Genomic DNA, 24,929 nt, shown 5'->3' with positions numbered 1-24,929 from the left:
GCGAATCTACCTGTGCGACAGCCAAAGCGCCCTCATCCCGGCCTTCTCCCGCAAGCGGGAGAAGGAGCCAAAAGAAATAGCCAACACCATGCTCAAGCCGAACGCCAAAGCGAACCAACTCAACTCATGACTACACCCACCACCCTGTTCGAAAAACTGTGGAACGCACACCTGGTCGCGCCAGAAAGCGACGCCGCGCCCGCCGTGCTCTACATCGATCTGCACCTGATCCACGAGGTCACCTCGCCGCAAGCCTTCGCCGAACTCGAAGCGCGCGGCCTGTCGCCGCGCCGGCCCGACCTGACCAAGGGCACCCTCGATCACTCCACCCCGACCCTGCCCGCCGGCAACGACGGCCGTCTGCCCTACTACACCGCCGAAGCCGAGCATCAGGTCGACACCCTGCGCCGCAACTGCGAACGCCATGGCGTCGAACTGTTCGACTTCGATAGCGATTACCGCGGCATCGTGCATGTGATCGGCCCCGAACTGGGCCTGACCCAGCCCGGCCAGACCATCGTCTGCGGCGACAGCCACACCGCCACGCATGGCGCGTTCGGCGCGCTGGCGTTCGGCATCGGCACCAGCGAAGTCGGCCATGTGCTCGCGACCCAATGCTTGCTGCAACGCCGCGCCAAGACCCTGGCGATCAACGTCGAGGGCGAGCTCGCGCCCGGCGTCGGCGCCAAGGATCTGATCCTGCACGTCATCGGCGAGATCGGCGTCAACGGCGGCACCGGCCATGTCATCGAATACCGCGGCTCGACCATCCGCGCGCTGTCGATGGACGAACGCATGACCGTCTGCAACATGTCGATCGAAGCCGGCGCCCGCGCCGGTTTGATCGCGCCCGATCAAGTCACCTACGACTACCTGGCCAAGACCCCGCGCGCGCCGCGCGGCGCCGATTGGGACCGCGCGGTCGCGCGCTGGAGCGAGTTCAAGACCGACGACGGCGCCACGTTCGACCGCGAAGTGCATATCGACGCGAGCGCGATCAAGCCGACCCTGACCTGGGGCACGCATCCGGGTCAGGTCGCGGCGATCGACGCGAACCTGCCGCGGGGTCGCGACGCCGACGAAGCCAAGGCGCTGGCCTACATGGGTTTCGACGGTGGCGCGGCGATGGCCGGTCGGCCGGTCGATGTGGTGTTCGTCGGCAGCTGCACCAATTCGCGTCTGTCCGATCTGCGTCAGGCCGCCGAGGTGTTGCGCGGCCGTCACGTGCATCCGCGCGTGCGCATGCTGGTGGTGCCCGGTTCCGAACAGGTCAAGCGCGACGCCGAGGCCGAAGGCATCGACGCGATCGTGCGCGCGGCCGGCGCCGAATGGCGCGAGCCGGGCTGCTCGATGTGCATCGCCATGAACGGCGATCTGGTAGGCGCCGGCCAGTTGGCGGTGTCCACCAGCAATCGCAATTTCGAAGGCCGCCAGGGCAAGGGCGCTCGCACTCTGCTGGCTTCGCCGCTGACGGCCGCGGCGTGCGCGGTCGCCGGGCACGTGGTCGATCCGCGCGCTTACCTCGACCCCGCATTCAACCCGTCGATCAAGGAGGTCGCGTAATGTCCGCATCCGTCCATGCCGCGTCCGCCGACGCCGGCTTCGTCGAACTGATCTCGCGCACCGCGGTGCTGCGCGAACGCAATATCGACACCGACCAGATCATTCCCGCGCGTTTTTTGACCACCACCGAACGCAAGGGCCTGGGCCGGTTCGCCTTCAACGACTGGCGTTACCTCGCCGATGGTTCGCCCAATCCGGAGTTCGAACTCAACAAGCCGCACAACGCCGGCGCGGCGATCCTGGTCGCCGGGCGCAATTTCGGTTGCGGTTCCTCGCGCGAACACGCGCCGTGGGCCTTGACCGACCTCGGCCTGCGCGCGGTCATCAGCAGCGAGATCGCCGACATCTTCCGCAGCAATTCTCTCAAGAACGGCCTGCTGCCGATCGTGGTCGCGCAGGACCTGCTCAACGAACTACTCGATCAGCCCGGTATCGAACTGCGCATCGACGTGCGTACTCGCAGCTTGCATTTGCCCGACGGCCGCGCGGTCGAGTTTCCGCTCGACGCCTTCGCCCAGACCTGTCTGATCGAAGGCGTCGACCAACTCGGCTATCTGCTGCGCCAGATCGACGCCATCCACCATTTCGAACAGCGCCGCGAGGCGGCGCGGAATAATTCACAGGAGCAAACCCATGCGCGCTGACATCGTCGTTCTGCCGGGCGACGGCATCGGTCCGGAAGTCACCGCCGCCGCGGTCGAAGTGCTGCGCGCGGTCGCGATCCGCTACGGCCACCAGTTCAACCTGCACGAACACGCGATCGGCGGCGCCGCGATCGACGCCAGCGGCGAGCCGCTGCCGGCCGCCACCCTCGATGCCTGCCGCCGCGCCGACGCGGTGCTGCTCGGCGCGGTCGGCGGGCCGAAGTGGTCCGACCCCAAGGCCAAGGTGCGTCCCGAGCAAGGTCTGCTGGCGCTGCGCAAAGGCCTGGGCCTGTACGCCAACCTGCGCCCGGTGCAGCCGCATGCGGCCACGCTCGGCGCGTCGCCGATCAAGCCGCATCTGCTGGCCGGGGTCGACCTGATCGTGGTGCGCGAACTCACCGGCGGCATCTATTTCGGCCAGAAGCAGCGCAGCGAAACCAGCGCCAGCGATCTGTGCGAATACAGCGTCGCGGAAATCGAACGCGTGGTGCGCCGCGCCTGCGAACTCGCGCGCGGACGCCGCAACCACGTGGTCAGCGTCGACAAGGCCAACGTGCTGGAGACCTCGCGGTTGTGGCGCGAAGTCGCCACGCGGGTCGCGCGCGATGAATTCCCCGATGTGACCCTCGAGCATCAACTGGTCGATTCGATGGCCATGCACCTGATCGCCAAGCCGCGCGCGTTCGACGTGATCGTCACCGAGAACATGTTCGGCGACATCCTCACCGACGAGGCCTCGATGCTGGCCGGTTCGCTGGGCCTGCTGCCTTCGGCCTCGCTCGGCGAAGGCAAGGTCGGCCTGTACGAACCGATCCACGGCTCGGCCCCGGACATCGCCGGCCGCGGCATCGCCAACCCCTGCGGCACCATCCTCAGCGTGGCGATGCTGTTGCGCCATTCGCTGGGCCTGCAGGCCGAAGCCGAATGCATCGAGCAAGCGGTCGCCGCGGTGCTGGACGCCGGCGTGCTCACCGCCGACCTGGCGCCGGCCGGTCAGGCCGCGACCACCGCGGACGTCACCGCGGCGGTGCTGGCCCAGCTGGAATTGCCGTGCCAGATCGCCGAACTGCGCGACTGAGCCGGCCCGGTCGAACCATGCGGCCGCGCCGTCATCGAAACGCAAACCCCGTGAGTGTCCCGCTGTAAAACAAGCACGTCATAAGAGCGATCCATGCAGTGGTATACCCCTTCCCGGTGCCGAGAGGCACCGGGATTTTTTTGCCTGGCCCGCGCCGCGCGTCGCGCGCATCCGACACATTCCCCTCACCCGCCATTGATGTGAACCCAGGCAACAATCGCGCGGTAACCGTATGCCATCATCCTGACGCAACCTGGGTCGGCGACGCGCGACCCGCAGCCAGTCGCGGGAGCGCATGACCGAGCACGAAGTATCCGGCGTCGACCCGCCCGCTGTTGACCAGCCTGGCGTCGTACAGCCCGTTGTCGCCCCGTCTGCCACGGTTTTGCCCGAGGTCGATGTGTTGATCGTCGGCGGCGGTATCAACGGCGTGGCGATCGCGCGCGACGCCGCCGGTCGCGGCCTGTCGGTGCTGCTGTGCGAACGCGACGACATCGCCTCGCACACCTCCAGCGCCAGCACCAAGCTCATCCACGGCGGCCTGCGCTATCTGGAACAGTTCGAGTTCGCCCTGGTCGGCAAGGCCCTGGCCGAACGCAAGCGGCTGTTGCGAATGGCGCCGCACATCATCTGGCCGCTGCGCTTCGTGCTGCCGCATCAGCCGCATCTGCGTCCGGCGTGGATGATCCGCATCGGCCTGTTCCTGTACGACCGCCTCGGGGGCCGGCGCGGCCGCGACCTGCCGGGTTCGCGTTCGGTCAACCTGCGCAAGCACATCGCCGGACGGCCGCTGCGCGACGAATTCTTCCGCGGCTTCGTCTATTCCGATGCCTGGGTGCAGGACGCGCGCCTGGCCGTGCTCAATGCGATGGACGCCAGCGAGCGCGGCGCGCGCGTGCTGACCCGCACCGCCTGCGTGCACGCGCAACGCGGCGCCGAGCATTGGGACGTGCAGTTGCGCGGCCCCGACGGCACGATGCATCACGTGCGTGCACGCGCCCTGGTCAATGCCACCGGCCCGTGGGCGGTGAGCTTTCTCGACAAAGTCGCCCACGTCACCCATTCGCACAACCTGCGCCTGATCAAGGGCAGCCACATCGTCGTCCCCAGATTGTTCGATCACGACCACGCCTACATCTTCCAGCAGCCCGACCGACGCATCGTGTTCGCGATTCCGTACGAACACGACTACACCCTGATCGGCACCACCGATGTCGATTACCAGGCCGATCCGTCCGCGCCGCGCATCGACGACAGCGAAACCACGTATCTGTGCGAGGCGGCCTCGCGCTATTTCAAGCAGCCGATCCAGCCTGGCGATGTGGTCTGGACTTACAGCGGCGTGCGTCCGCTGCTCGACGACGACAGCGACAAGGCCTCGGAGATCACCCGCGACTATCTGCTGCTGCTCGACCGCGAGGGCGCGCCCTTGCTCAACATCTTCGGCGGCAAGCTGACCACCTCGCGCAAACTCGCCGAAGAAGCCTGCGACACGCTGTCGCCGCTGTTCGGCGCGCCGCGCGCTGCCTGGACCGGCGACGCGCCGCTGCCGGGCGGCGACCTGCCCGATGCGGACTTCGAAGCCTTCCACGAGGACTTCAGCCTGCGCCGCCCGTGGCTGCCCGATGCGCTGGCCTTGCGGCTGTGCCGCAATTACGGCAGCCGCGCGTTGCGGATCGTCGAGAGTTGCGTGCGTTTGGAAGAATTGGGCGAATGCTTCGGTGCGGATCTATATCGGGCCGAGGTGGATTATCTGATCGACTTCGAATGGGCGCGTACGGCGGAGGATATTTTGTGGCGGCGGTCGAAGCTGGGTTTGCGCTTCAGTCCGGCGCAGGGTGAAGCCTTGCAGCGCTACGTGTCGCAACGCGCCATCGACGCATGAATCCGCGCCGGGAACGACAGCCCCCTGTAGGAGCGGCGCGAGCCGCGACCGCGACATCGCGTTTGCGTCGTGGGTGTGGTGTCGCGGTCGCGGCTTGCGCCGCTCCTACAGGCCGATACGAACCTGTCGGAAGGCCCTGTATTGCGCTATCTGGCTGGTCGAAAATCCGCAGGCTTCAGCGCCATGCCACTAGAACGTCATTCCCGCGAAGGCGGGAATCCAGTGACTTCAAGCGTTCTCGCACGAAAGGCCCTGGATTCCCGCCTTCGCGGGAATGACGGGCTGAGAGATTCGCGCGCGATGGGGCCGTATACGGATAAGAAAAGCGATAAGCAAAATAGTACAACCCACCAGCATTCGCATTACCAGCACCACCCAAAACAATAAAAGCACCACCAGCACCAGGGAGACCCACCGCAATGGCCACACCGATGTCGCAATACCTCAGCGAGTTCATCGCCACCGGCATGCTGATCCTGCTCGGCAACGGCGTGGTCGCCGGCGCGCTGTTGAACAAATCCAAGGCGCAGGGCGCCGGCTGGGGCGTGATCACCGCGGCCTGGGGGCTCGCGGTGCTGATCGGCATCTTCATCGCCGGCCCGACCAGCGGCGCGATCATGAATCCCGCGCTCACCATCGCCCTGGCCGCGATCGGAAAATTGTCGTGGGCGGTGGTGCCCGGCTTCGTCGCCGCGCAGATCGCCGGCGCCTTCGCCGGCGCGACCCTGGTATGGCTCGCCTACCTCGCGCATTGGAAAGTCAGCGACGATCCCGCCGCCAAGCTCGCGATCTTCTGCACCGCGCCGGCGATCCGCGACACCAAGGCCAATGTGCTGACCGAAGTGATCGGCACCTTCGCCCTGACCTTCGGCGCGCTCGCGGTTGGCGCCAACACCCTCGCGCCCGGCATGGGTCCGCTCGGCGTCGGCCTGTTGGTGGTCGTCGTCGGCATGTCGCTCGGCGGCCCGACCGGTTACGCGATCAACCCCGCGCGCGACCTCGGCCCGCGCATCGCCCACGCCCTGCTGCCGATCGCCGGCAAGGGCGGCTCGGACTGGGGCTATGCGTGGGTGCCCGTCGTCGCGCCGATCATTGGCGCGCTGATCGGGGCGTTCGCGTTCGTAGCGGTTTACAGCTAAAAACGAGTTCAGAGGAGTGAGGAGTGAGTAGAAGCGGCGAATCATGCAACTGCTACGCTCCCCCAACGCCCCTGACCCCGCCTTTACTCATTCCTCACTTCTCTCCACCAGTTCCTAGCTCTTACTCACTCCTCACTCCTCTCAACTCATTTCTAGCCCCATGACCGACACCTACATCCTCGCCATCGACCAAGGCACCACCAGCTCGCGCGCGATGCTGTTCGATCGCAGCGGCGCGGTGGTCGGCGTGGCGCAGCGCGAGTTCGAACAGATCTTTCCGCGGCCGGGCTGGGTCGAGCACGATCCGCGCGAGATCCTCGCCAGCGTGCAGACCACCGCGATCGAGGTGATGACCAAGGCGCAGATCAGCGCCTCGCAGATCGCCGGTATCGGCATCACCAATCAGCGCGAAACCACGGTGGTGTGGGATCGCCACACCGGCCAGGCGGTGCACAACGCGATCGTGTGGCAATCGCGGCAGACCGCGGCGATCTGCGATCAGCTCAAGGCCGACGGTTATTCGCAGATGGTGCGCGAACGCACCGGCCTGCTGATCGATGCGTATTTCTCCGGGACCAAGGTCAAGTGGATTCTCGACAACGTCGAGGGCGCGCGCGAAAAGGCCGAGCGCGGCGATCTGCTGTTCGGCACCATCGACACCTGGTTGATCTGGAATCTGTCGGAGAACAAGGCCCACGTCACCGACTACAGCAACGCCTCGCGCACGCTGATGTACGACATCCACAAGCGCCAGTGGTGCCCTGAGCTTTTGGAGATGCTCGGGGTGCCGGCGTCGATGCTGCCGGAGGTCCGCTCCAGCAGCGAGGTCTACGCGCACACCGGTGCGCGTCATTTCTTCAACAACTCGGTGCCGATCTGCGGCGTCGCCGGCGATCAGCAGGCGGCGCTGTTCGGCCAGGCCTGTTTCGAGGCCGGCATGGCCAAGAACACTTACGGCACCGGCTGTTTCCTGCTGATGAACACCGGCGAGAAAGCGGTGCGTTCGGACAACGGCCTGCTGACCACGATCGCCTGGGGCATCGATGGAAAAGTCGAGTACGCGCTGGAGGGCAGCATCTTCGTCGCCGGTTCGGCGGTGCAGTGGCTGCGCGACGGATTGCGCATGCTCGGCAAGGCCGGCGACTCGCAGGCCTACGCCGAACGCGCGCGTTCGACCGAGGGCGTGTACTTCGTCCCGGCCTTCGTCGGCCTGGGCGCGCCGTACTGGCGCAGCGACGTGCGCGGCGCGATGTTCGGCTTGACCCGCGGCACCAGCAAGGAACATTTCATTCGCGCGGTGCTCGAATCCCTGGCCTACCAGACCCGCGACGTGCTCAGCGCGATGCAGGCCGACTCCGGTATCGAACTCAAGGCATTGCGCGCCGACGGCGGAGCAATCGCCAACGATTTCACCGCGCAGTTCCAGGCCGACATTCTCAACGTGCCGCTCAATCGTCCGCGGGTCAACGAGACCACCGCGCTGGGCGCGGCGTATCTGGCCGGGTTGGCGGTCGGGTTCTGGGAAAGCCGCGAGCAGATCGCGCAGCAGTGGCAGGTCGAGCGCAGCTTCGAGCCGCGGATGCTCGCGGACGAGCGCGAGAAGTTGTATGCGGGATGGAAGCGCGCGATCGAAGCGACCTTGGCTTTCAGCGTCGAACACGCCTGAAGAACCCGCTTTAGCCCCTCTCCCGCGCAGCGGGAGAGGGGTTGGGGTGAGGGCGCGCGCGACTTCAAGATGGCGTCGCCCGTGCGATGTCACTTGCCCTCACCCCGGCCGCACCCCAGCCCAAACGCACAGCGTTTGGGCGTTCGTGGACGCGCGAGCCAATGGCTCGCACGCAGCGCCCACTCACCCCGCTGTGCGGGAGAGGGAGACAAGCCTAATCCTCAGGTTTCCTCCGGCACCTTCACCTTGAACCAAGCCGCATACAACGCCGGCAGGAACAACAAGGTCAGCAAGGTCGCCACCATCAACCCGCCCATGATCGCCACCGCCATCGGCCCGAAGAAGGCGCTGCGCGACAGCGGGATCATCGCCAGGATCGCCGCCAGCGCGGTCAGCACGATCGGGCGGAATCGCCGCACCGTCGCATCGACGATCGCCTTCCACGGCTCATGCCCTTCGCCGCGATCCTGTTCGATCTGATCGACCAGGATCACCGAGTTGCGCATGATCATGCCGGCCAGCGCGATCGTGCCGAGCATCGCGACGAAGCCGAACGGCACCCGGAAGATCAGCAGGAACAAGGTCACGCCGATCAAACCCAGCGGCGCGGTCAACAGCACCATGAACGCACGCGAGAAGCTGCGCAGTTGCAGCATCAACAAGGTGAATACCGCGAACAGGAACAGCGGCATGCCGGCGTTGATCGACTTCTGTCCGCGCGCGGAATCCTCGACGCTGCCGCCGACCTCGATCGAGTAACCGTAGGGCAGCTGCGCGCGCAGTCCGTCCAGGGTCGGCGAGATCTGCGCCATCACCGAGGCCGGCTGGGTGCCGTCGTAGATGTCGGCGCGCACGGTCATGGTCGGCAGGCGATCGCGATGCCAGATGATGCCTTCCTCGAAGCCGTATTCGAGCGTGGCGATCTGGGTCAGCGGCACGCTGCGGTTGTTGCTGGTCGGCACCATCAGGCTGCCGAGCATGTCCAGTTGCAGACGTTCCTGATCCGGTCCGCGCAGCAGCATCTCGATCAGTTCGTTGCTCTCGCGGTAGGTGCTGATGTGCGAGCCCGACAGCGAGCTGGACAGGAACTGCGACAACTGCGCCGAGGTGATGCCCAGCGCGCGAGCGCGCTCCTGATCGACCTGCAGGCGCACGACCTTGCTGGGTTCGTCCCAATCCAGATTGACGTTGGCCACATGCGCGTTGGCGCGGATCTTTTCGCGCGCCTGGTAGGCGATCTTGCGCACCACGTCGATGTGTTCGCCGGACACGCGGAACTGCACCGGATAACCGACCGGCGGGCCGTTCTCCAGGCGCGTCACCCGCAATTGCAGCTCGGGGAAGTGCGGCACCACGTCCTTGATGATCCAGGTGCGCAGGATTTCGCGATCGGCCAGGGTCTTGGGCATCAGCACGAACTGGGCGAAATTCGCCGCCGGCAGCTGTTGATCCAGCGGCAGGTAGAAACGCGGCGAACCGGTGCCGACGTAGGCGACGTAGTTGCCAAGGTCCTTGCGCTGCTTGAGCATCGCTTCCAGCCGCTTGGCCTGTTCGGTGGTCTGGCGCAGCGAGCTGCCTTCGGCCAGCTCCATGTCGACCATCAGTTCCGGACGCACCGAGTCGGGGAAGAACTGCTGCGGCACGAAACGGAACAGGAAGATCGAACCGATGAACGCGGCGACGGTGATGCCGATCACCAGCCAGCGCCGACGCACGCACCAGGTCACCCAGCCGCGGAAGCGCACATAGAACTTGGTTTCGTACGGATCGTGCGCGTGGCCCACCGGCTCCTTCGGCGCGAGCACGCTTTCGAACATCGGCACGCGCTTGGCCATGCGGCTGCGCGCATCGCGCCAGCGCGCGGCGAGCGAACCGGGCTTGGGCAACTGGGCCGCGGCGCCGTGGTCGGGCAACAGTTTGTCGCCGAGGAACGGAATGAACGCGACCGCGGCGATCCACGACACGCACAGCGCGATCGTCACCACCTGGAACAACGAGCGGGTGTATTCGCCGGTGCTGGATGCGGCGGTCGCGATCGGCAGGAAGCCGGCCGCGGTGATCAAGGTACCGGTCAGCATCGGGAACGCGGTGCTGTCCCAGGCGAACGCGGCCGCGCGCAGGCGATCGAAGCCCTGCTCCATCTTGATCGCCATCATCTCGACCGCGATGATCGCGTCGTCGACCAACAGCCCCAGCGCCAGCACCAGCGCGCCGAGCGAAATCTTGTGCAGGCCGACGCCGAAGAAATCCATCACCGCGAAGGTCATCGCCAGCACCAGCGGAATCGACAGCGCCACCACCAGACCGGTGCGCAGGCCGAGCGAGAAGAAACTCACCAGCAATACGATCGCGACCGCCTCGGCCAGCACGCGCACGAACTCGCCGACCGATTCTTCGACCGCGGCGGGTTGATCGGCGACCTTGCGCAGCTGCATGCCGGCCGGCAGGGTCTTCTGCAGCGCGGCGAATTCGGTTTCAAGCGTCTTGCCGAGCTTGAGGATGTCGCCGCCCTGCTTCATCGACACGCCGATGCCGATCGCGTCCTGACCCATGAAACGCATGCGCGGCTGCGGCGGATCGGAGAAACCGCGACGCACCTCGGCGACATCGCCCAGGCGGAAGGTGCGGTCGCCGACCCGGATCGGGAACTGCTTGATCTGTTCGACCGAGGTGAACTGGCCGCCGACCCGCAGCGGCACGCGGCTCGACGCGGTTTCGAAGAAACCCGCGGGAGCCAGCGCGTTCTGCTGGTTGAGCGCGTCCTGCACCGCCTGCGCGGGCACGCCGAGGGTCGAGAGCTTCACGTTCGACAGCTCGACCCAGATCTTTTCGTCCTGCACGCCGATCAGTTCGATCTTGCCCACGTCGGTCTGGCTTTGCAGGGCCAGCTGGACGCGTTCGGCGTAATCCTTGAGCACGGCGTAGTCGAAACCTTCGCCGGTCAACGCGTAGATGTTGCCGAAGGTGTCGCCGAATTCGTCGTTGAAGAACGGGCCGACCACGTCGCCGGGCAAGGTCGGGCGGATGTCGCTGATCTTCTTGCGCACCTGATACCACAGCGGCTGGATCTCGGCCGAATGCATCGAGTCGCGCGCGGCGAAGATCACCTGCGATTCGCCCGGCCGCGAGTACGAGCGGATGAACTCGTATTCGCCGGTTTCCATGAGCTTTTTCTCGATTCGCTCGGTGACTTGACGCGAGACTTCCTCGGCGGTCGCGCCGGGCCACAAGGTGCGCACGACCATGACCTTGAAGGTGAACGCCGGGTCTTCGCTGCGGCCCAGGCGCAGGTACGACATCGCGCCGGCGATCGCCAGCACCAGCATCGCGTAGACGATCAGGCTGCGATGGCGCAGGGCCCATTCGGAAAGGTTGAAGCGCATAGATAAACCCACTTCATTGTCCCCCTCTCCCGCTTGGCGGGAGAGGGCAGGGGTGAGGGCGCGAGCGCCGGCAAACTAGAATTCAGTGATGCGCGGGCCGTCAGGCGCACGCATCGCGATCACTTCCCGACCGGATGGTTGTCGCGATCGACCGCGACCACTTTTTGTCCGTCGCGCAGCAGGTGGCCGCCGGCGGTGACGACCCAGTCGTTGGCGCCCAGTCCCTTGGTGACCGGCACGCGCTCCTGGCCGTAAGGTCCGACGACGATGGGCTTCAACTTCACGATCCCGCTGCCGATATCGGCGACGAACACCGCCGTGCCGTTGCCGGTGCGCTGCACCGCCGCGAGCGGCACGCTGAGCCCGGAAGCGGCGGCATCGGCCTGGTAGATGCGCGCGCTCTGGCCCAGCTCCAGCGTTCCGTCCGGCGCATCGACGGTGACCCGCGCCGCATAGGTGCGCGAGGCCGGATCGGCCGCGGGCGACACCTCGCGGACCCGGCCCGGCCAGCGCTTGCCGGCCTGTGACCACAGTTCGATCAGCACCTGCTGGCCGGGCTTGAAGGTCGCGATCGCGCCTTCGGGCACGGCGAAGGCGATTTCGCGCGCGCCGTCGGCGGCCAGCGCGAACACCTGCTGGCCGGCGGCGACGACCTGCCCGGCTTCGGCGTTGCGCGAGGCGATCACCCCGGCGCTTGGCGCGCGCAACTGGGTGTAGGCCGACTGGTTCTTCGCCACTTCCAGATTGGCGCGGGCCGAATTGAGCTGGCCTTGCGCGGCCTTGGCCGCGGCGTCCTGCGCGTCCTGGGCCGAGCGGCTGACCAACTGGTCCTTGCTCAGCTGGGCGAAACGGAGTTGATCGGCGCGGGCCCGCGCGTATTCGGCCTCGGCCGCCGCGTACTGGGCCTGGGCCGCGCGCGCCTGGGCGTCGAGATCGCCCGGGTCGAGCACCGCCAGCACCTGCCCGGCGGCGACGTGCGCGCCGACATCGACCTTGCGCTCGATCAGCTTGCCGGCCACCCGGAACGACAGCGGGCTTTCTTCGCGCGCCCGCACCTCGCCGGCATAGGCCGAGACCGCGTTGATCGCGCCGCTGGGCTGGGCGACCAGCACCGGTCGCGGCGCCTCGACCGCCGGCTTGCCGTCGCCGCAGGCGGCCAGGCTCAACGCCAGGGCCGCGGCCAGCAATGCCGGTACCGGGGTGGAAGCGGAAAAAATCCGGCTGCGCATTGCGGATGGCCTCATAGGGAATTAATGTACTTGGCGGTACTGTATAAATATCGAACCACGTAGTCCAGTATTGTTGCCATGCCGACGCCCCCCACCACGTCCACCGCGCCCCCACCCGCCACCGCAGACCAGCCGAAGCCCACCGCGAACACCTCCGCGGACAAGCCGGCCGCCTCCGCGCCTCCAGCGGCCTCGCCCAAGCCCGCCGGCCCCGGCCGTCCGAAGGACCTGAGCAAGCGCAACGCCATCCTCGAGGCCGCCAAGCGCCTGTTCCTGAGCGACGGCTACGACGGCGTGAGCATGGACCAGATCGCGGCCGGCGCCGGGGTCTCGAAACTCACCGTCTACAGCCATTTCGGCGACAAGGAAACCTTGTTCAGCGCGGCGGTGCAGGCGTATTGCGAGCAGCATCTGCCGCCGCCGCTGTTCGAGCCGGCGCCGGCGACCGCGCTGCGCGAGCGCCTGGTCGAGATCGCCACCGCCTTCTACGAAATGATCAGCACCCCCGAGGCGATCCAGATCCACCGCCTGCTGTGCTCGCCGCAACTGGCCGAATCGCCGCTGTCGAAGATGTTCTGGGACGCCGGTCCGCAACGCCTGCACGGCGAATTCGCCGCGCTGCTGCGGCGGCGGGTCGAGGCCGGCGAGCTCGATATCCAGGATCCGGCCCGCGCCGCGACCCAGTTCTTCGCCCTGATCAAGGGCGAACCGCACGCCATGCTGATGTTCGGCTGCGGCCTCACCGCGCCGGCCGAGCTGACCGTCCACATCGAGGCCTCGGTCGCGATGTTCCTGCGCGCCTATGCCCGGCGCGAGCAATGACTGTGCCGGGTCTGCCCGCCCGCGCCGCCGCGGCGAACACGCCGCCAAACGGCACGGTGCCGGGAGTTCCGGTGACTTTCGGCACTAAGCCCGGCCCCCGCCGTGGTTGATTCTTTTTGCGCCGGGGGCCGTGCGGTCCCGGTAGAATTCGCGGTTCCCGCGCACGATTCAGAAGACTGCTCATGATTACGATCGATTACGCCAAGGCCCGCGAAACAATGGTCGAACAACAGGTTCGGCCGTGGGACGTGCTCGACCCGCGCGTGCTCGATGTGCTGGCGACCGTGCCGCGCGAGGCCTTCGTCGCCGACGCGCATCGCAACCTCGCCTACACCGACATCTCGCTGCCGCTGGCGCACGGTCAGTTCATGATGAAGCCGGTGCTGGAAGGCCGCACCCTGCAGTCGCTGGCGGTGGACCCGACCGACGACGTGCTCGAGATCGGCACCGGCAGCGGCTACCTCACTGCCTGCCTCGGCCGGCTGGCGCGCGAAGTGGTGAGCCTGGAACTCCATGCCGACCTGGCCGCGACCGCGCGCGCGCGCCTGGCCGCGCAGAACGTACTCAACGTCCAGGTCATTCAGGCCGACGCGCTCAACTACAGCACCGACCGCCGCTTCAACGCGATCTGCGTGACCGGCGCGGTCTATCAGATTCCGCAGCAATGGCTGCAGTGGCTGCAGCCGGGCGGACGCCTGTTCGTGATGCGCGGCCGCTCGCCGGCAATGGAAGGCATCGTGGTCACCGCGTCGGCCGAGCGCAACGAAGTCAACGCTTCGCGCATCCAATCGTTGTTCGAAACCGATCTGCCTTACCTCGAAGGCGCGGCGCCCGCGCCGGCCTTCGAGTTCTGACGATCCTGTCAGTCAACCGTCAGTCCCTCGTAAGAACCCGCGTGCCAGCATGCGGGTTCTCAAATACCAGCAAGTTCAAGGAAGCCGCATGATCCGCCGTCCGCTCGCTCTTGCCCTGGCTCTCGTCCTGCTGCCGGCCGCCGCGTCGGCGGAAGATCTGTTGCAGACCTATGAGCTCGCGCGCCAGGGCGACCCGGTGCTGTCGGCCGCCGAGTCCAACCGGCTGGTGACCCAGGAAGACCGCATCCAGGCCCGCGCCCGGCTGCTGCCGTCGCTGTCGGGCGAGGCGCGCCTGAGCCGCAGCCGCAACGACAGCGAAGCCAACGGCCTCGTCGATCCGACCGATCCCACGTCCGGCATCGCGCCGGGCACCAACGTGCGATCGGACACCACCTCGCGCAATTATTCGATCAGCGCCAGCCAGCCGATCTACAACCGCGCCAGCATCAAGAACCTGCAAAGCCAGAACGCACTGAGCGAAGCCAGCGACTTCACCCTGGAATCGACCAGCCAGGCGCTGATCACCCGCACCTCGCAGGCGTATTTCAACGTGCTGGTCGCGTTGGAAAACCTGGCCGCGGCCGAGGCGGCCGAAACCGCACTGCAGAAGCAGTTCGATTACGCCTCCAAGCGCCTGGAGGTCGGCTTGGCGCCGATCACCGACGTGCACGAAGCGCGCGCCCAGTACGACGACGCGCGCGCGCGCACCATCACCACCCGCAACACGGTCGAAGACTCGTATCAGGCGCTGAGCGAAATCACCGGCCAGCCGGTGCGCACGCTCAAGGCGCTGCCGGCCGACTTCAAGCCGGCGCTGCCCGAAGCGCAGCAGGTCGAGACCTGGGTCAACAACGCGGTGCAGGGCAATCCCTCGCTGCGCGCGCAGGAACTGGCGGTGCGCGCCGCCGACATCGGCGTGGAAACCGCGCGCGCCGGCCACTGGCCGACGCTGACCCTGAGCGGCAGCTACGGCGACAACGCGAGTTGGGGCGACCGTACCTTCGGCGGCCAGACTCAGGCGCTCAGCGGCAGCGCCAGCCACGGCCCGAGCATCGGCCTGACCCTGTCGGTGCCGCTGTATTCCGGCGGCTCGGTCCAGTCCGGCGTGCGCCAGGCCCTGGCCCGTCGCGACGCCGCGCAGGACGAACTCGAGCGCCAGAAGCGCTTGTTGGTGCGCAACACCCGCAACGCGTACCAGACCCTGGTCGCCGGCATCAGCGAAGTCGAAGCGCGCCGCCTGGCGGTGGTCTCGGCGCAGGCCGCGTACGACGCTTCGCAGGTCGGCCTGGAAGTCGGCACCCGCACCGTGCTGGACGTGTTAAACAACCAGCGCACCTTGCTGCAGGCGCAGCAGGCCTACGCCCAGTCCAAGTACAACTTCCTGCAGAACCGCCTGCTGCTGGAGCAGTCGGCCGGTTCGCTCGACGTCTCCGACGTGCAGGACATCAACCGCCTGCTGACCGCCGACGCCGCGACCAACCTCGCGCCGCCGCCGGGGATGCAGTGATCGGGTAGCGCTTGATCGGATGCGTCTCGTGAAAGATTGGGATGCGTTTGCGAGGGGTTGATACTCGCAATGGATTCGCGATACGAAAAAACCGCCGGCATGTCCGGCGGTTTTTTGTTGGGTGGATTTTGTTGGGTCAGCTTTTTTGGGGCGGTTTCGCCGCGCCTTTGCTGTTCCCCCCTTTGGAAAAGGGGGGGTGGGGGGATTCGCTTTTGCTCTGTGCTGTTGCTCTGTCGGGAGCAATTGCAAGAACAAAGGCCAAAGCAAAAGCAAATCCCCCCTGCCCCCCCTTTTCCAAAGGGGGGAACGGCAACAACAACGGCAACAGCAAGAACTACGGCGAACCAGCCGAAACCCCGTGCTACTTCCCCAACGGCGGCAACGCCGGCTGCAGCAACGCCATCGTCCTCGCCAGCGCGCCACGCCCCAGCTCGACCAGCGCGCGCCCCGCATCGATCATCTGCGCGCGTTCGATCGGATCGTCGAGCAAGCGCTCCACCGCCGCCTCGACCGCATCCGCGTCCGGACCGATGCGCAAGGCGCCGGCATCCTCCAGCCGCTGCGCGATCTCGACGAAGTTGTGCAGATGCGGGCCGGTGACGATCGGCGTGCCGGTCGCGGCCGGTTCGAGCAGGTTGTGCCCGCCGATCGCCTGCAGGCTGCCGCCGACGAAGGCCACGTCGGCGCAGGCGTAGAAACTCATCAGTTCGCCGAGCGTGTCGATCACGAACACGTCGTCGCCCGGTTGCGGCCAGCGCGCGCGCGAACGCGTCGACACTTGCCAGCCGGCGCTGCGCGCGGTCTCGGCAACCACCCGGAAGCGTTCGGGATGACGTGGCGCCCACAGCAACAGCAGGCCCGGAAAGCGTTCGCGCAGGCGCCGGTGCATGCCGACCGTCGCGGCTTCCTCGTCCTCGTGCGTGCTCGCCGCGATCCACACCGGCCGCTCGCCGGTGTGGCGATGGCATTCCAGCGCGAATTCCTCCAGCGCGTCGGGCACGTTGACGTCGAACTTCAGATTGCCGGTCTCGATGACCTGTTCGGGCCGCGCGCCCAACTGGATGAAACGCTCGCCGTCGGCGCGCGACTGCGCCGCGACCGTGCGCACCGTGCGCAATGCGCGGCTCACCAGCGGCGCCAGCGCGCGATAGCCGCGCAGCGAACGTTCCGACAGGCGCGCATTGAGGATGTAGGCCGGAATCCCGCGATCGCGGCAGCCGAACAACAGGTTCGGCCACAACTCGGTTTCCATGATCAGCGCCGCGCACGGCTTGTGATGGCGCAGGAAACGCCCGACCGCGCCGGGCAGGTCGTAGGGCAGATACACGTGTTCGACCGAATCGCCCCAGGCCGCGCGCGCGCGGTCCGAGCCGGTCGGGGTGATCGTGCTGACCAGCAATCGCAGATCCGGACGGCCGCGGCGCAAGGCGTTCACCAACGGAATCGCCGCGTTGACCTCGCCGACCGAAACCGCGTGCAGCCACAGGGTGCGGGTCTGCGCCGGGCCGCGGTAGATCGCGTAACGCTCCAGCCAGCGCTGGAAATACGCCGGCTGGCGGAAACCGCGCCAGATCAGGTGATACACCGTGACCGGGGCCAACAGGTACAGCGCGACCGAATACAGGCCGCGCAACAGGCGCTCGATCAAATCCTTCCGCATGGGCGTAAGGATAAAGGCTGCGGCGGCGATGCGGTGGCCACGACGGCGAGAAGGCGATCCACGCCCCACTCCACCGCGCGCGCATCGGCCCCGGCCCGAATGCCTCCGGCGCGCGCCTTCGGCCGATGGCGCGGCATTCATCGCCTCACCGCATAAACTACCCGGCATGGCCGAATCGACCCTGCCCCCACGTCCGTCCCTGCTCTCGCCGCGCCTGTGGCCCATGTGGCTCGCGCTGGCCGCGATGTGCGCGGGCGCGCGCCTGCCCTGGGGCCTGCAGCGCGGCCTGGGCGCGCTGATCGGCGCATTCGCGCTGCGCGCGGCGGGCGAACGCCGGCGCGCGGCGCGGATCAACCTGACGCTGTGCTTCCCGGAGAAAAGTGAGGCCGAGCGCGAGGTGCTGCTGCGCGAAAGCTTCCGCGACCTGGGCGTGGGCTTCTTCGAATTCGCCCGCGCGTGGTGGGGCGAGGTCGCGCCGATGCGGAGCACGGTGAAGATCGAGGGGCTGGAACTGCTCGACGAGGTGCGCGCGTCCGGACGCGGCGTGCTGATGATCTCCGGCCATTTCATGACCCTGGAGATGTGCGGCCGGCTGATGTGCGATCACCTGCCGCTGGCCGGCATGTACCGCAAGCACCGCAATCCGGTGATGGAATGGGCGGTCAAGCGCGGACGCCTGCGCTATGCCGCGGCGATGTTCACCAACGAGGAAATCCGCCCGGCGATGCGCCACCTCAAGCAGGGCGGTTTCCTGTGGTACGCGCCGGATCAGGACATGCGCGGCAAGGACACCGTGTTCGCGCCGTTCTTCGGCGTGCCGGCGGCGACGATCACCGCGACCCACCAGTTCGCGCGCCTGAGCGGCTGCGCGGTGGTGCCGTTCTTCCATCGTCGCGAAGGCGCCGATTACATCCTGCGCGTCGGCGCGCCGCTGCCCGAGTTTCCGTCCAGCGATGCGACCGACGACAGCGCGCGGGTCAACGCGCAGATCGAAGCGATGGTGCGACAGGCGCCGACGCAATACCTGTGGATTCATCGGCGTTTCAAGCGGCGGCCCGCGGGCATGGTGTCGCCGTACAAGGTCGAGGAGTGAGTGCAGAGGAGTGAGAAGTGAGTAGGAGCAGGCGCTCTGCTACTCACTCCTCACTCCTCACTCCTCTGCACTCGTTACTCGCTTCGCGGCGGCTGCGCGAGCAGGCTGCCGGTATACAACGCCGCCAGCAACAACGTCAGCCCGCCCCAGAAGGTCGAATAGAACGCCAGGTGGGTGTTGAACGGAAACACCGTCACCGACAACGCCACCATCGCCGGGCGCGCGCGTTCGCGCGCGGCGCCGTCGGCGAAGGTCCACGCGCGCCAGGCCAGCGCCGCGCCGGCCAGCCACATCAGCAGGCCGAACGCGCCCGTTTCGCTGAGCACTTCCAGCAGCAGTTGATGCGCGTGCAAGGCCGGGCCGTAACCCCAGGAGGTGGTCACACCGGGTTGCGGATCGCAGGCCGGAAACGCTTCGCGGAAACCGCGCGCGCCGACGCCGTTGACCGGATGCTCGGCGACCATGCACAGCGCCGCGCGCCAGATCCGGGTGCGTCCCGACAACGCGGTATCGACGCCGGCCAGATCAGCGCCGACGATCTGCGCGGTGCGCTCCAGGCGCTGATGCACCTGGGTCGAGGTCTGATTCAAGATCACCAGCGCCAGCAGGCCCGCGGCGAACAGCCCGAGCAGACGCTTCCAGCCGAGCATGCGCCAGCCCGACAGCAACAGCACCAGGGCGAAGGTGATCCACGACGCGCGCGAGCCGGCCAGCACCACCACGATGCCGACCGCCGCGGTCGCCGCGACCCAGCCGCCGCGGCCGAAACGCCGCCCCACCGCGTACAGCACGAACGGCGAGAAACTCGCGATCACCTGGCCGAGCTTGAGATTGCACGGCCCGAGAATGCCGCCGAGCCGATCGACCGCGGCGATTTCCTCGGCGCTGCAGGTGCCATGGCCGCTGATCGCGTGCTTGAGCGAGTCGATCGCGAAGAACAGCGGGCTGGTGCCGCTGATCGCCTGCAGCAGCGCGTCGACGGTCCAGACACCGACGATGATCGCCAGGCCGCCGAAGGTGGTGCGTCGTCCCTGCGCGGATGCGACCGCGGCCGCGACCAGCCACAGGAACGGCAGATAACGCAGGTCCACCGCCGCTTCGCGCAGCGCGCGGGCGGGATCGACCGCGTCGATCGCCGAAATCAGTTCGGGCAGCCAATAGGCCGCGAACAACACGCTGGTCAAGGCCCAGGCAGGATCGCTGAGCAAACGCGCGCCGGTGTTGAAGCGCGCCAGCACCAGCTTCACCAGCATGGTGATCGCGCCCAGGCTCAGCACCGTCTCGGCGATGCCGGGCGCGAACAACAAGGCGACATAGGCCAGGATCCACACCGGCGCCCAACGCCAGCCAACGATCGCCGGCGGCGGCTCGGGCGGACGCGCGCCGGCCCAATGCACGGGATCGGCCACGCCTTCGCCGGTCGCGGTCGCGACGGTCGCGTCAGGGGGTGTCGACGAGTTCGGCATAGACGGCAAGCGTGGCCTCCTGCATCGCCCGCAGGGAAAACGCCATCGTATCCACTGCCGCCGGCGCTTGCGTTAGCAATTCGCAAGCCGCGTCGTACAAGGCGCGCTCATCGAACGCGGCCACCGCGCCACGCGGCTGCAGCCGCGCGAGCAATTCGCCGACGCCGCCGTGGTCCCAGCCCAGCACCGGTCGACCGACCGACAAGGCTTCGATCACGGTGCGGCCGAAAGCCTCGGGTTTGCGCGACAGCTGCAGCACCAGATCGCTGGCGGCGTAGGCGGGCGCGATCGCATCGGTGGGCGCGGTCAAGGCTATCGCCGCATCGATGCCCAAGGCCTGCGCCTGCGCTTCGAGTTCGGCGATATAGGCCTCACGCCCGTCGGCGCGCGCGCCGGGCAGCCACAGGCGCGCGTCGCGCCCGTCGGCGCGTAACGCGGCGAGCAGGTTCAACGCGTCGGCATGGCCTTTCAAGCGGGTGCCGCGACCGGGCAACAGCAGCAGCGGTCCGTCGCCGGCCAGGGCCGGATGCAGCGATGCGGCCCATGCGCGCGCTTGCGGATCGGGCGACGGCGCGCGCGCGAACGCGGCCGGATCGATGCCGCGCGGAATCACCCGCAGGATGTCGGGATCGGTGTCGGGGTAATGCTGCAGCACGTAGTCGCGGACCGTGTTCGATACGCAGATCACCCGCTCGCCGCGGGTCATCACCGCGCTGTAGCGCGACGGCGAATTCAAGCCGTGGACGGTGGTGACCCAATGCGGCCGCGCCGATTCGGGCAGGCCGCGCCAGGCCATCAGGCCGATCCAGGCCGGCAGGCGCGAGCGCGCATGCACCAGGTCGACACCGAGCTGCGCCCACAACCGGCGCAGCGCGAACACGTGCAGCAAGGTCGACGGCGACTTGCGTCCGATCGTCAGTTCGATGTGTTCGGCGCCGGACGCGAGCAACCGCGGCACCAGGCGGCCACCGGCGGACACGACGATGGCTCGATGGCCGGCGCGCACCAGCGCCTCGGCGATTTCCAGGGTGGAGCGTTCGACCCCGCCGGATTCCAGCGCCGGCAGCAACTGCATCACCGTCAGCCGGCGCGCGTGGGTCGGCTGCACGGGCGTCATGGCCGCTGGATCAGTCGTCGACCAGGGTGAAATGCGAGCCGCAGTACGGGCACAGGCACTCGCGCTCGGCTTCGATCGGCAGGTACACGCGCGGATGCGAGTTCCACAGCGCCATCGACGGCAGCGGGCAGCTCAGCGGCAGATCGGCGCGGATGACGGTGTAGCGCAGGTCGGCGCTGGCCTGGGTGGGATGGGCGTTGGCTGCGGTGGTCATGGGGGACTACGGATGGCGACGCGGGCGGGCAGTTTAGCAGTGTTGGGGCGCTGGGCCGGGGCGCGGGGTATGTGAGTTCGCTTTCGGGTGAGGCTAAAAGCAAATCCCCCCTGCCCCCCTTCTCCAAAGGGGGAAAAGCAACAGCAGGGGCGTGACCTTGGCGGACCGTGAGCCGCGACGACACCTACCTAACGGGTTCCCCCCTTTGCAAAAGGGGGGCCAGGGGGGATTCGCTTTTGCTTTGTGCTTTTGCAGCTTTTGCTTTTTGCTGCCTTCGCTCCAACCACTCAACCCGCCGGCAACTCAAACCAAAGCACATCCGCCGGCGCATCGCCCAACCCAATCAACACCCTCTCGCCGGATTCCTCGCGGAACCCTAACGCATCGCCCGCCTCGAGCACGCGCCCGTCGACCTCGATCCGCCCTTGCGCCACCTGCAGCCAATACCAGCGCCCGCCATCCAGCGTGCGCCGCGCACTGACCCCAGCGCCCAAGGTAAGCGAATACAGCAACAGATCCTGCCGAATCGGCAGACCGCCATGCACCCCGTCGCGCGAAGCGCGCAACACGAACTCGCCATCGCCATCGGCCGGCGCATCGCTGTGCGCATACGCCGGCTGCGCATTCAAACGATCGGATTGCACCCATATCTGCAGAAAATGCACCGGCTCGGTCTGCGAGGCGTTGTACTCGCTGTGCTCCACGCCGTGACCGGCGCTCATCCATTGCAAGGTACGAGGGCCGATCACGCCGCCCCCGCCGCTGCTGTCGCGATGCGCCAGCGCGCCGCTCAGCACGTAGCTGAGGATTTCCATGTTGGCGTGGCGGTGCGGGGCGAAGCCCGCGCCGGGATCGACGCGGTCTTCGTTGATCACCCGCAGACAGCCGAAGCCCATCCAGGCCGGATCGTAGTAGCCGCCAAACGAAAACGTGTGGCGGCTGTCGAGCCAGCCGGCCTGGACGCGGCCGCGGGCGCTGGAGAGACGTTCGATGATCATGCCGAACAGTTTATCGGTTCGGCCTTGCGACGGCTCAGGGCTTGGGCACGATCGCTTCGGTGGTGATGCGGATCTTGATCTCGTCGCTGACGTTCGGCACGTACTTGCCGATGCCGAAATCGCTGCGCTTGAGCGTGGTGGTGGCGTCGAAACCGGCCGCCGCGCGCTTGGCCATCGGCTGCTCGCCGATCTTGTTGATGGTCACGTCGAGCACCGTCGGCTTGGTCACGCCGTGCACGGTCAGGTCGCCGGTGACCTTGAGCTTCTTGGCGCCGGCCGCTTCGACCTTGGTGCTCTTGAAGGTGATGGTCGGATACTTGGCGGCGTCGAAGAAATCCGCGCTCTTGAGGTGTTCGTCGAAATCGGCGACGTGCGAATCCAGGCCCGACAGCGGAATGGTCACCTCGACCTTGGACGCGGCCGGCTTGGCCGGATCGTAGGTGATGCTGCCGTCGACCTTGCCGAAATGCGCGACCGGGTTGGAGAAGCCGAAGTGGCTCCAGCTGGCGACCACATCGGTGTGGTTCGGATCGATCTTGTAGGTCAGGGCGGCGGCGCTGGCGGTGCCGGCGAAAGCCAGGCCGAGGGCGGCGGCGAGCAGGATACGCTTCATGAGGGAACTCCTGGATCTGGGTTTGGGAAGGGACGTGCTCGGGGTGTTTCGCTGAAAAACCAACAAAGTCGGGTGAACGTTCGCCGGGGCACTATCGCGCAAACCGCGCGGAGCCGAAGCGTCCGCGCCGCGAAACCGTGGCCGGCGGCACGCCTCAGTCGATGCGCGCGGCTTCGTCGAACGGCAGGCGCGGCGAGCGCGGGAACAGCTGGGCGTGATCGCCGGCGCCCAGGTTGATCAGGAAGTTGGACTTGATCTTGGTGCCGGCGAAGAAGGCCTCGTCGACCTTGGCGTTGTCGAAACCCGACATCGCGCCGGTGTCCAGGCCCAGCGCGCGCGCGGCCAGGATCAGGTAGGCGCCCTGCAGGCTGCCGTTGCGGAACGCGGTGGTGTTGATCGCCGCGTCGTTGCCGGCGAACCAGCTGCGCGCGTCGTCGTGCGGAAACAGGTACGGCAGCTTTTCGTAGAACTCCAGATCGTGGCCGACGATCACCGTGACCGGCGCGGCCAGGGTCTTGGCCAGGTTGCCGGGCGACAGCGCCGGGGCCAGCTTCTGCTTGGCTTCCTGGGATTTGACGAACACGAAACGCGCCGGCGAACCGTTGGCGCTGGTCGGGCCCCACTTCACCAGATCGTAGAGCTGGCGCAGCGTCTCGTCGCTGACCTGCCCGCCGAGCACGTTGTGGGTGCGCGCGGTGCGGAACAGCTGATCGAGCGCCTGGTCGTCAAGAGCCTTGGACATCGTCTTCTCCGTGGGGCTGCCATGCTTGGCAAAGTGGTCGGGAGACGGAAGTGTAGAGTCTCGATCGGACCGCTAGACCGCCACTCCCGGAACGGATTGACTGCATCTGTGCAACGAAACGGCTTTTCCGCAAAGAATGACCCCATTTCTGCAACCTGGATCCTGACCGACGGCCACGCCGGCAATCAGCGCCAGGCCAGCGCCCTGTCCCAGGCGCTGGGGCGGGCGGCCACCGACTGGACTCTGCACCCGCGCGCGCCCTGGCGCTGGCTGGCGCCGCGACAGCTGCCCGGCGCCGAACGCGCCTTCGGTCCCGACTTCGTCCGCGCCCTGAGCGCGCGCCCGCGCCTGGCGATCGGCTGCGGCCGCCAGGCCGCGCTGGCCACCCGACTGCTGCGCGGCCCGGGCTGCGCGGCGGTGCAGATCCTCGACCCACGCATCGACCCCGCGCATTGGGACCTGGTGATCGCGCCCGAACACGACGGCCTGCGCGGCGGCAACGTCATCACCCTGCTCGGCAGCCTCAACCCGGTCGACGACCTGTGGCTGGCCGGCGCGCGCAAGGCGTTTCCCGCGTTCGGCGCCCTGCCCGGTCCGCGCACCGCTTTGCTGCTCGGTGGCCCGAGCGCGCATGCCGCGTTCGACCAGACCGCGTTCGACACCCTGGCCGTGCAGCTGCAGGCCTTGCTCGAACGCGAAGGCGGCAGCCTGTTGGCGACGACCTCGCGGCGCACCCCGGTCGAAATCCGCGCGCGCCTGCGCGAACGTCTGGCGCGGCTGCCGCGGGTGTCGTGGTACGAGCCCGGCGAAGGCACCAATCCCTATCCCGGCCTGCTCGGCTGGGCCGACCGCATCGTCTGCACCGCCGACTCGGTCAACATGCTGTCGGAGGCCGCGGCCACCTGCGTGCCGGTGTTCGCGTTCGGGGTCGAGCGCGTCGACGGCCGGCCGCGGCGTTTCATCGACAGCCTGCTGAGCCTGGGCCGCGTGCGGGTGTTCGATCAGTCGCTGCTGGCGTATCCGGTGGTGCCGTTGCGCGAGACCATGCGGGTGGCGCAGGAGGTTCGGCAACGGCTCGCGCTGCAGGACTGAGCGCGGCTTGTCGATCGAATCGACCATCGAGTAATCGACGGCGTCACGAAGCCCGTGTAGGAGCGGCGTGAGCCGCGACCGCGAAACCACGCATTCGACGCAAGCACGTTCCGCGGTCGCGGCTCACGCCGCTCCTACAGGGGCATCCGCAGTTGCGAGGGAAA

General features: G+C 67.4%; 20 protein-coding genes. 11 read left to right on the top strand and 9 right to left on the bottom strand.

Annotated elements, in window-relative coordinates; translation table 11 throughout:
* Positions 1-126: 126 nt before the first annotated feature.
* The 6 genes from leuC to glpK all read left to right on the top strand — a co-directional run bounded on the left by leuC (position 127) and on the right by glpK (position 7,975).
* Complete coding sequence (leuC, locus tag AC3A4T_RS05195; protein ID WP_487674410.1) at positions 127-1,563, top strand: 3-isopropylmalate dehydratase large subunit; 1,437 nt, start codon at positions 127-129, stop codon at positions 1,561-1,563.
* Positions 1,563-2,207 (top strand): 3-isopropylmalate dehydratase small subunit, encoded by a 645-nt coding sequence (leuD, locus tag AC3A4T_RS05190; protein ID WP_487674409.1) that lies wholly within the window; start codon positions 1,563-1,565, stop codon positions 2,205-2,207. Before leuC ends, leuD begins: the two co-directional genes overlap by 1 nt.
* Positions 2,197-3,285 carry a 3-isopropylmalate dehydrogenase gene (gene leuB, locus AC3A4T_RS05185; protein WP_487674408.1) on the top strand — a complete coding sequence of 363 codons (1,089 nt, stop codon included), beginning with the start codon at positions 2,197-2,199 and terminating at the stop codon, positions 3,283-3,285. Before leuD ends, leuB begins: the two co-directional genes overlap by 11 nt.
* A 295-nt stretch (positions 3,286-3,580) precedes the next feature.
* Positions 3,581-5,170, top strand: a complete 1,590-nt coding sequence (glpD, locus tag AC3A4T_RS05180; protein WP_487674407.1) for a glycerol-3-phosphate dehydrogenase — start codon at positions 3,581-3,583, stop codon at positions 5,168-5,170.
* Positions 5,171-5,589: 419 nt separating this feature from the next.
* Positions 5,590-6,309 (top strand): MIP/aquaporin family protein, encoded by a 720-nt coding sequence (locus AC3A4T_RS05175; RefSeq protein ID WP_487674406.1) that lies wholly within the window; start codon positions 5,590-5,592, stop codon positions 6,307-6,309.
* 160 nt (positions 6,310-6,469) lie between these two features.
* Positions 6,470-7,975 (top strand): glycerol kinase GlpK, encoded by a 1,506-nt coding sequence (glpK, locus tag AC3A4T_RS05170; RefSeq protein WP_487674405.1) that lies wholly within the window; start codon positions 6,470-6,472, stop codon positions 7,973-7,975.
* Positions 7,976-8,196: 221 nt separating this feature from the next.
* Here glpK and AC3A4T_RS05165 read toward each other — a convergent pair whose 3' ends face one another.
* Both AC3A4T_RS05165 and AC3A4T_RS05160 read right to left on the bottom strand, forming a co-directional pair.
* The gene (locus AC3A4T_RS05165) at positions 8,197-11,358 is read right to left on the bottom strand and encodes an efflux RND transporter permease subunit (protein ID WP_487674404.1); all 3,162 of its coding nucleotides are present in this window, start codon (positions 11,356-11,358) and stop codon (positions 8,197-8,199) included.
* Positions 11,359-11,477: 119 nt separating this feature from the next.
* On the bottom strand, positions 11,478-12,587 hold the full coding sequence (locus tag AC3A4T_RS05160) for an efflux RND transporter periplasmic adaptor subunit (RefSeq protein ID WP_487674403.1): 1,110 nt from the start codon (positions 12,585-12,587) through the stop codon (positions 11,478-11,480).
* A gap of 78 nt (positions 12,588-12,665) precedes the next feature.
* On the opposite strand from AC3A4T_RS05160, the gene AC3A4T_RS05155 reads away from it, so the two are divergent.
* The 3 genes from AC3A4T_RS05155 (at position 12,666) to AC3A4T_RS05145 (ending at position 15,770) form a co-directional block, all read left to right on the top strand.
* Positions 12,666-13,409: a TetR/AcrR family transcriptional regulator gene (locus AC3A4T_RS05155; RefSeq protein WP_487674402.1), complete on the top strand. Its 744-nt coding sequence runs from the start codon at positions 12,666-12,668 to the stop codon at positions 13,407-13,409.
* Between the two features lie 185 nt (positions 13,410-13,594).
* Positions 13,595-14,263: a protein-L-isoaspartate O-methyltransferase family protein gene (locus AC3A4T_RS05150; RefSeq protein ID WP_487674459.1), complete on the top strand. Its 669-nt coding sequence runs from the start codon at positions 13,595-13,597 to the stop codon at positions 14,261-14,263.
* An 88-nt stretch (positions 14,264-14,351) separates the two neighbouring features.
* Complete coding sequence (locus AC3A4T_RS05145) at positions 14,352-15,770, top strand: TolC family outer membrane protein (RefSeq protein WP_487674401.1); 1,419 nt, start codon at positions 14,352-14,354, stop codon at positions 15,768-15,770.
* Between the two features lie 361 nt (positions 15,771-16,131).
* Here AC3A4T_RS05145 and waaA read toward each other — a convergent pair whose 3' ends face one another.
* Complete coding sequence (waaA, locus tag AC3A4T_RS05140) at positions 16,132-17,430, bottom strand: lipid IV(A) 3-deoxy-D-manno-octulosonic acid transferase (RefSeq protein WP_487674400.1); 1,299 nt, start codon at positions 17,428-17,430, stop codon at positions 16,132-16,134.
* Positions 17,431-17,596: 166 nt separating this feature from the next.
* Between waaA and lpxL the strand changes: the two genes are divergently transcribed.
* Positions 17,597-18,523: an LpxL/LpxP family Kdo(2)-lipid IV(A) lauroyl/palmitoleoyl acyltransferase gene (gene lpxL / locus AC3A4T_RS05135; RefSeq protein ID WP_487674399.1), complete on the top strand. Its 927-nt coding sequence runs from the start codon at positions 17,597-17,599 to the stop codon at positions 18,521-18,523.
* Between the two features lie 74 nt (positions 18,524-18,597).
* Here lpxL and AC3A4T_RS05130 read toward each other — a convergent pair whose 3' ends face one another.
* The 6 genes from AC3A4T_RS05130 to AC3A4T_RS05105 form a co-directional block, all read right to left on the bottom strand.
* Complete coding sequence (locus tag AC3A4T_RS05130; RefSeq protein ID WP_487674398.1) at positions 18,598-19,998, bottom strand: O-antigen ligase family protein; 1,401 nt, start codon at positions 19,996-19,998, stop codon at positions 18,598-18,600.
* On the bottom strand, positions 19,964-21,106 hold the full coding sequence (locus AC3A4T_RS05125; protein WP_487674397.1) for a glycosyltransferase: 1,143 nt from the start codon (positions 21,104-21,106) through the stop codon (positions 19,964-19,966). The genes AC3A4T_RS05130 and AC3A4T_RS05125 overlap by 35 nt, the downstream gene beginning before the upstream one ends.
* 10 nt (positions 21,107-21,116) lie before the next feature.
* Positions 21,117-21,320, bottom strand: a complete 204-nt coding sequence (locus AC3A4T_RS05120) for a zinc-finger domain-containing protein (protein ID WP_487674396.1) — start codon at positions 21,318-21,320, stop codon at positions 21,117-21,119.
* Between the two features lie 287 nt (positions 21,321-21,607).
* A complete protein-coding gene (locus AC3A4T_RS05115; RefSeq protein ID WP_487674395.1) occupies positions 21,608-22,318 on the bottom strand; it encodes a pirin family protein in 711 nt (236 codons plus the stop codon).
* A 34-nt stretch (positions 22,319-22,352) separates the two neighbouring features.
* Positions 22,353-22,931 (bottom strand): YceI family protein, encoded by a 579-nt coding sequence (locus tag AC3A4T_RS05110; protein WP_487674394.1) that lies wholly within the window; start codon positions 22,929-22,931, stop codon positions 22,353-22,355.
* 154 nt (positions 22,932-23,085) lie between these two features.
* Positions 23,086-23,673 (bottom strand): malonic semialdehyde reductase, encoded by a 588-nt coding sequence (locus AC3A4T_RS05105; protein ID WP_487674393.1) that lies wholly within the window; start codon positions 23,671-23,673, stop codon positions 23,086-23,088.
* A 144-nt stretch (positions 23,674-23,817) separates the two neighbouring features.
* On the opposite strand from AC3A4T_RS05105, the gene AC3A4T_RS05100 reads away from it, so the two are divergent.
* Positions 23,818-24,765 (top strand): mitochondrial fission ELM1 family protein, encoded by a 948-nt coding sequence (locus AC3A4T_RS05100; protein ID WP_487674458.1) that lies wholly within the window; start codon positions 23,818-23,820, stop codon positions 24,763-24,765.
* The last annotated feature ends 164 nt before the right edge of the window (positions 24,766-24,929 follow it).

The organism is Lysobacter sp. Soil_N_51, from assembly GCF_057655755.1.
This window is presented reverse-complemented; position numbering and strand designations above follow the sequence as displayed.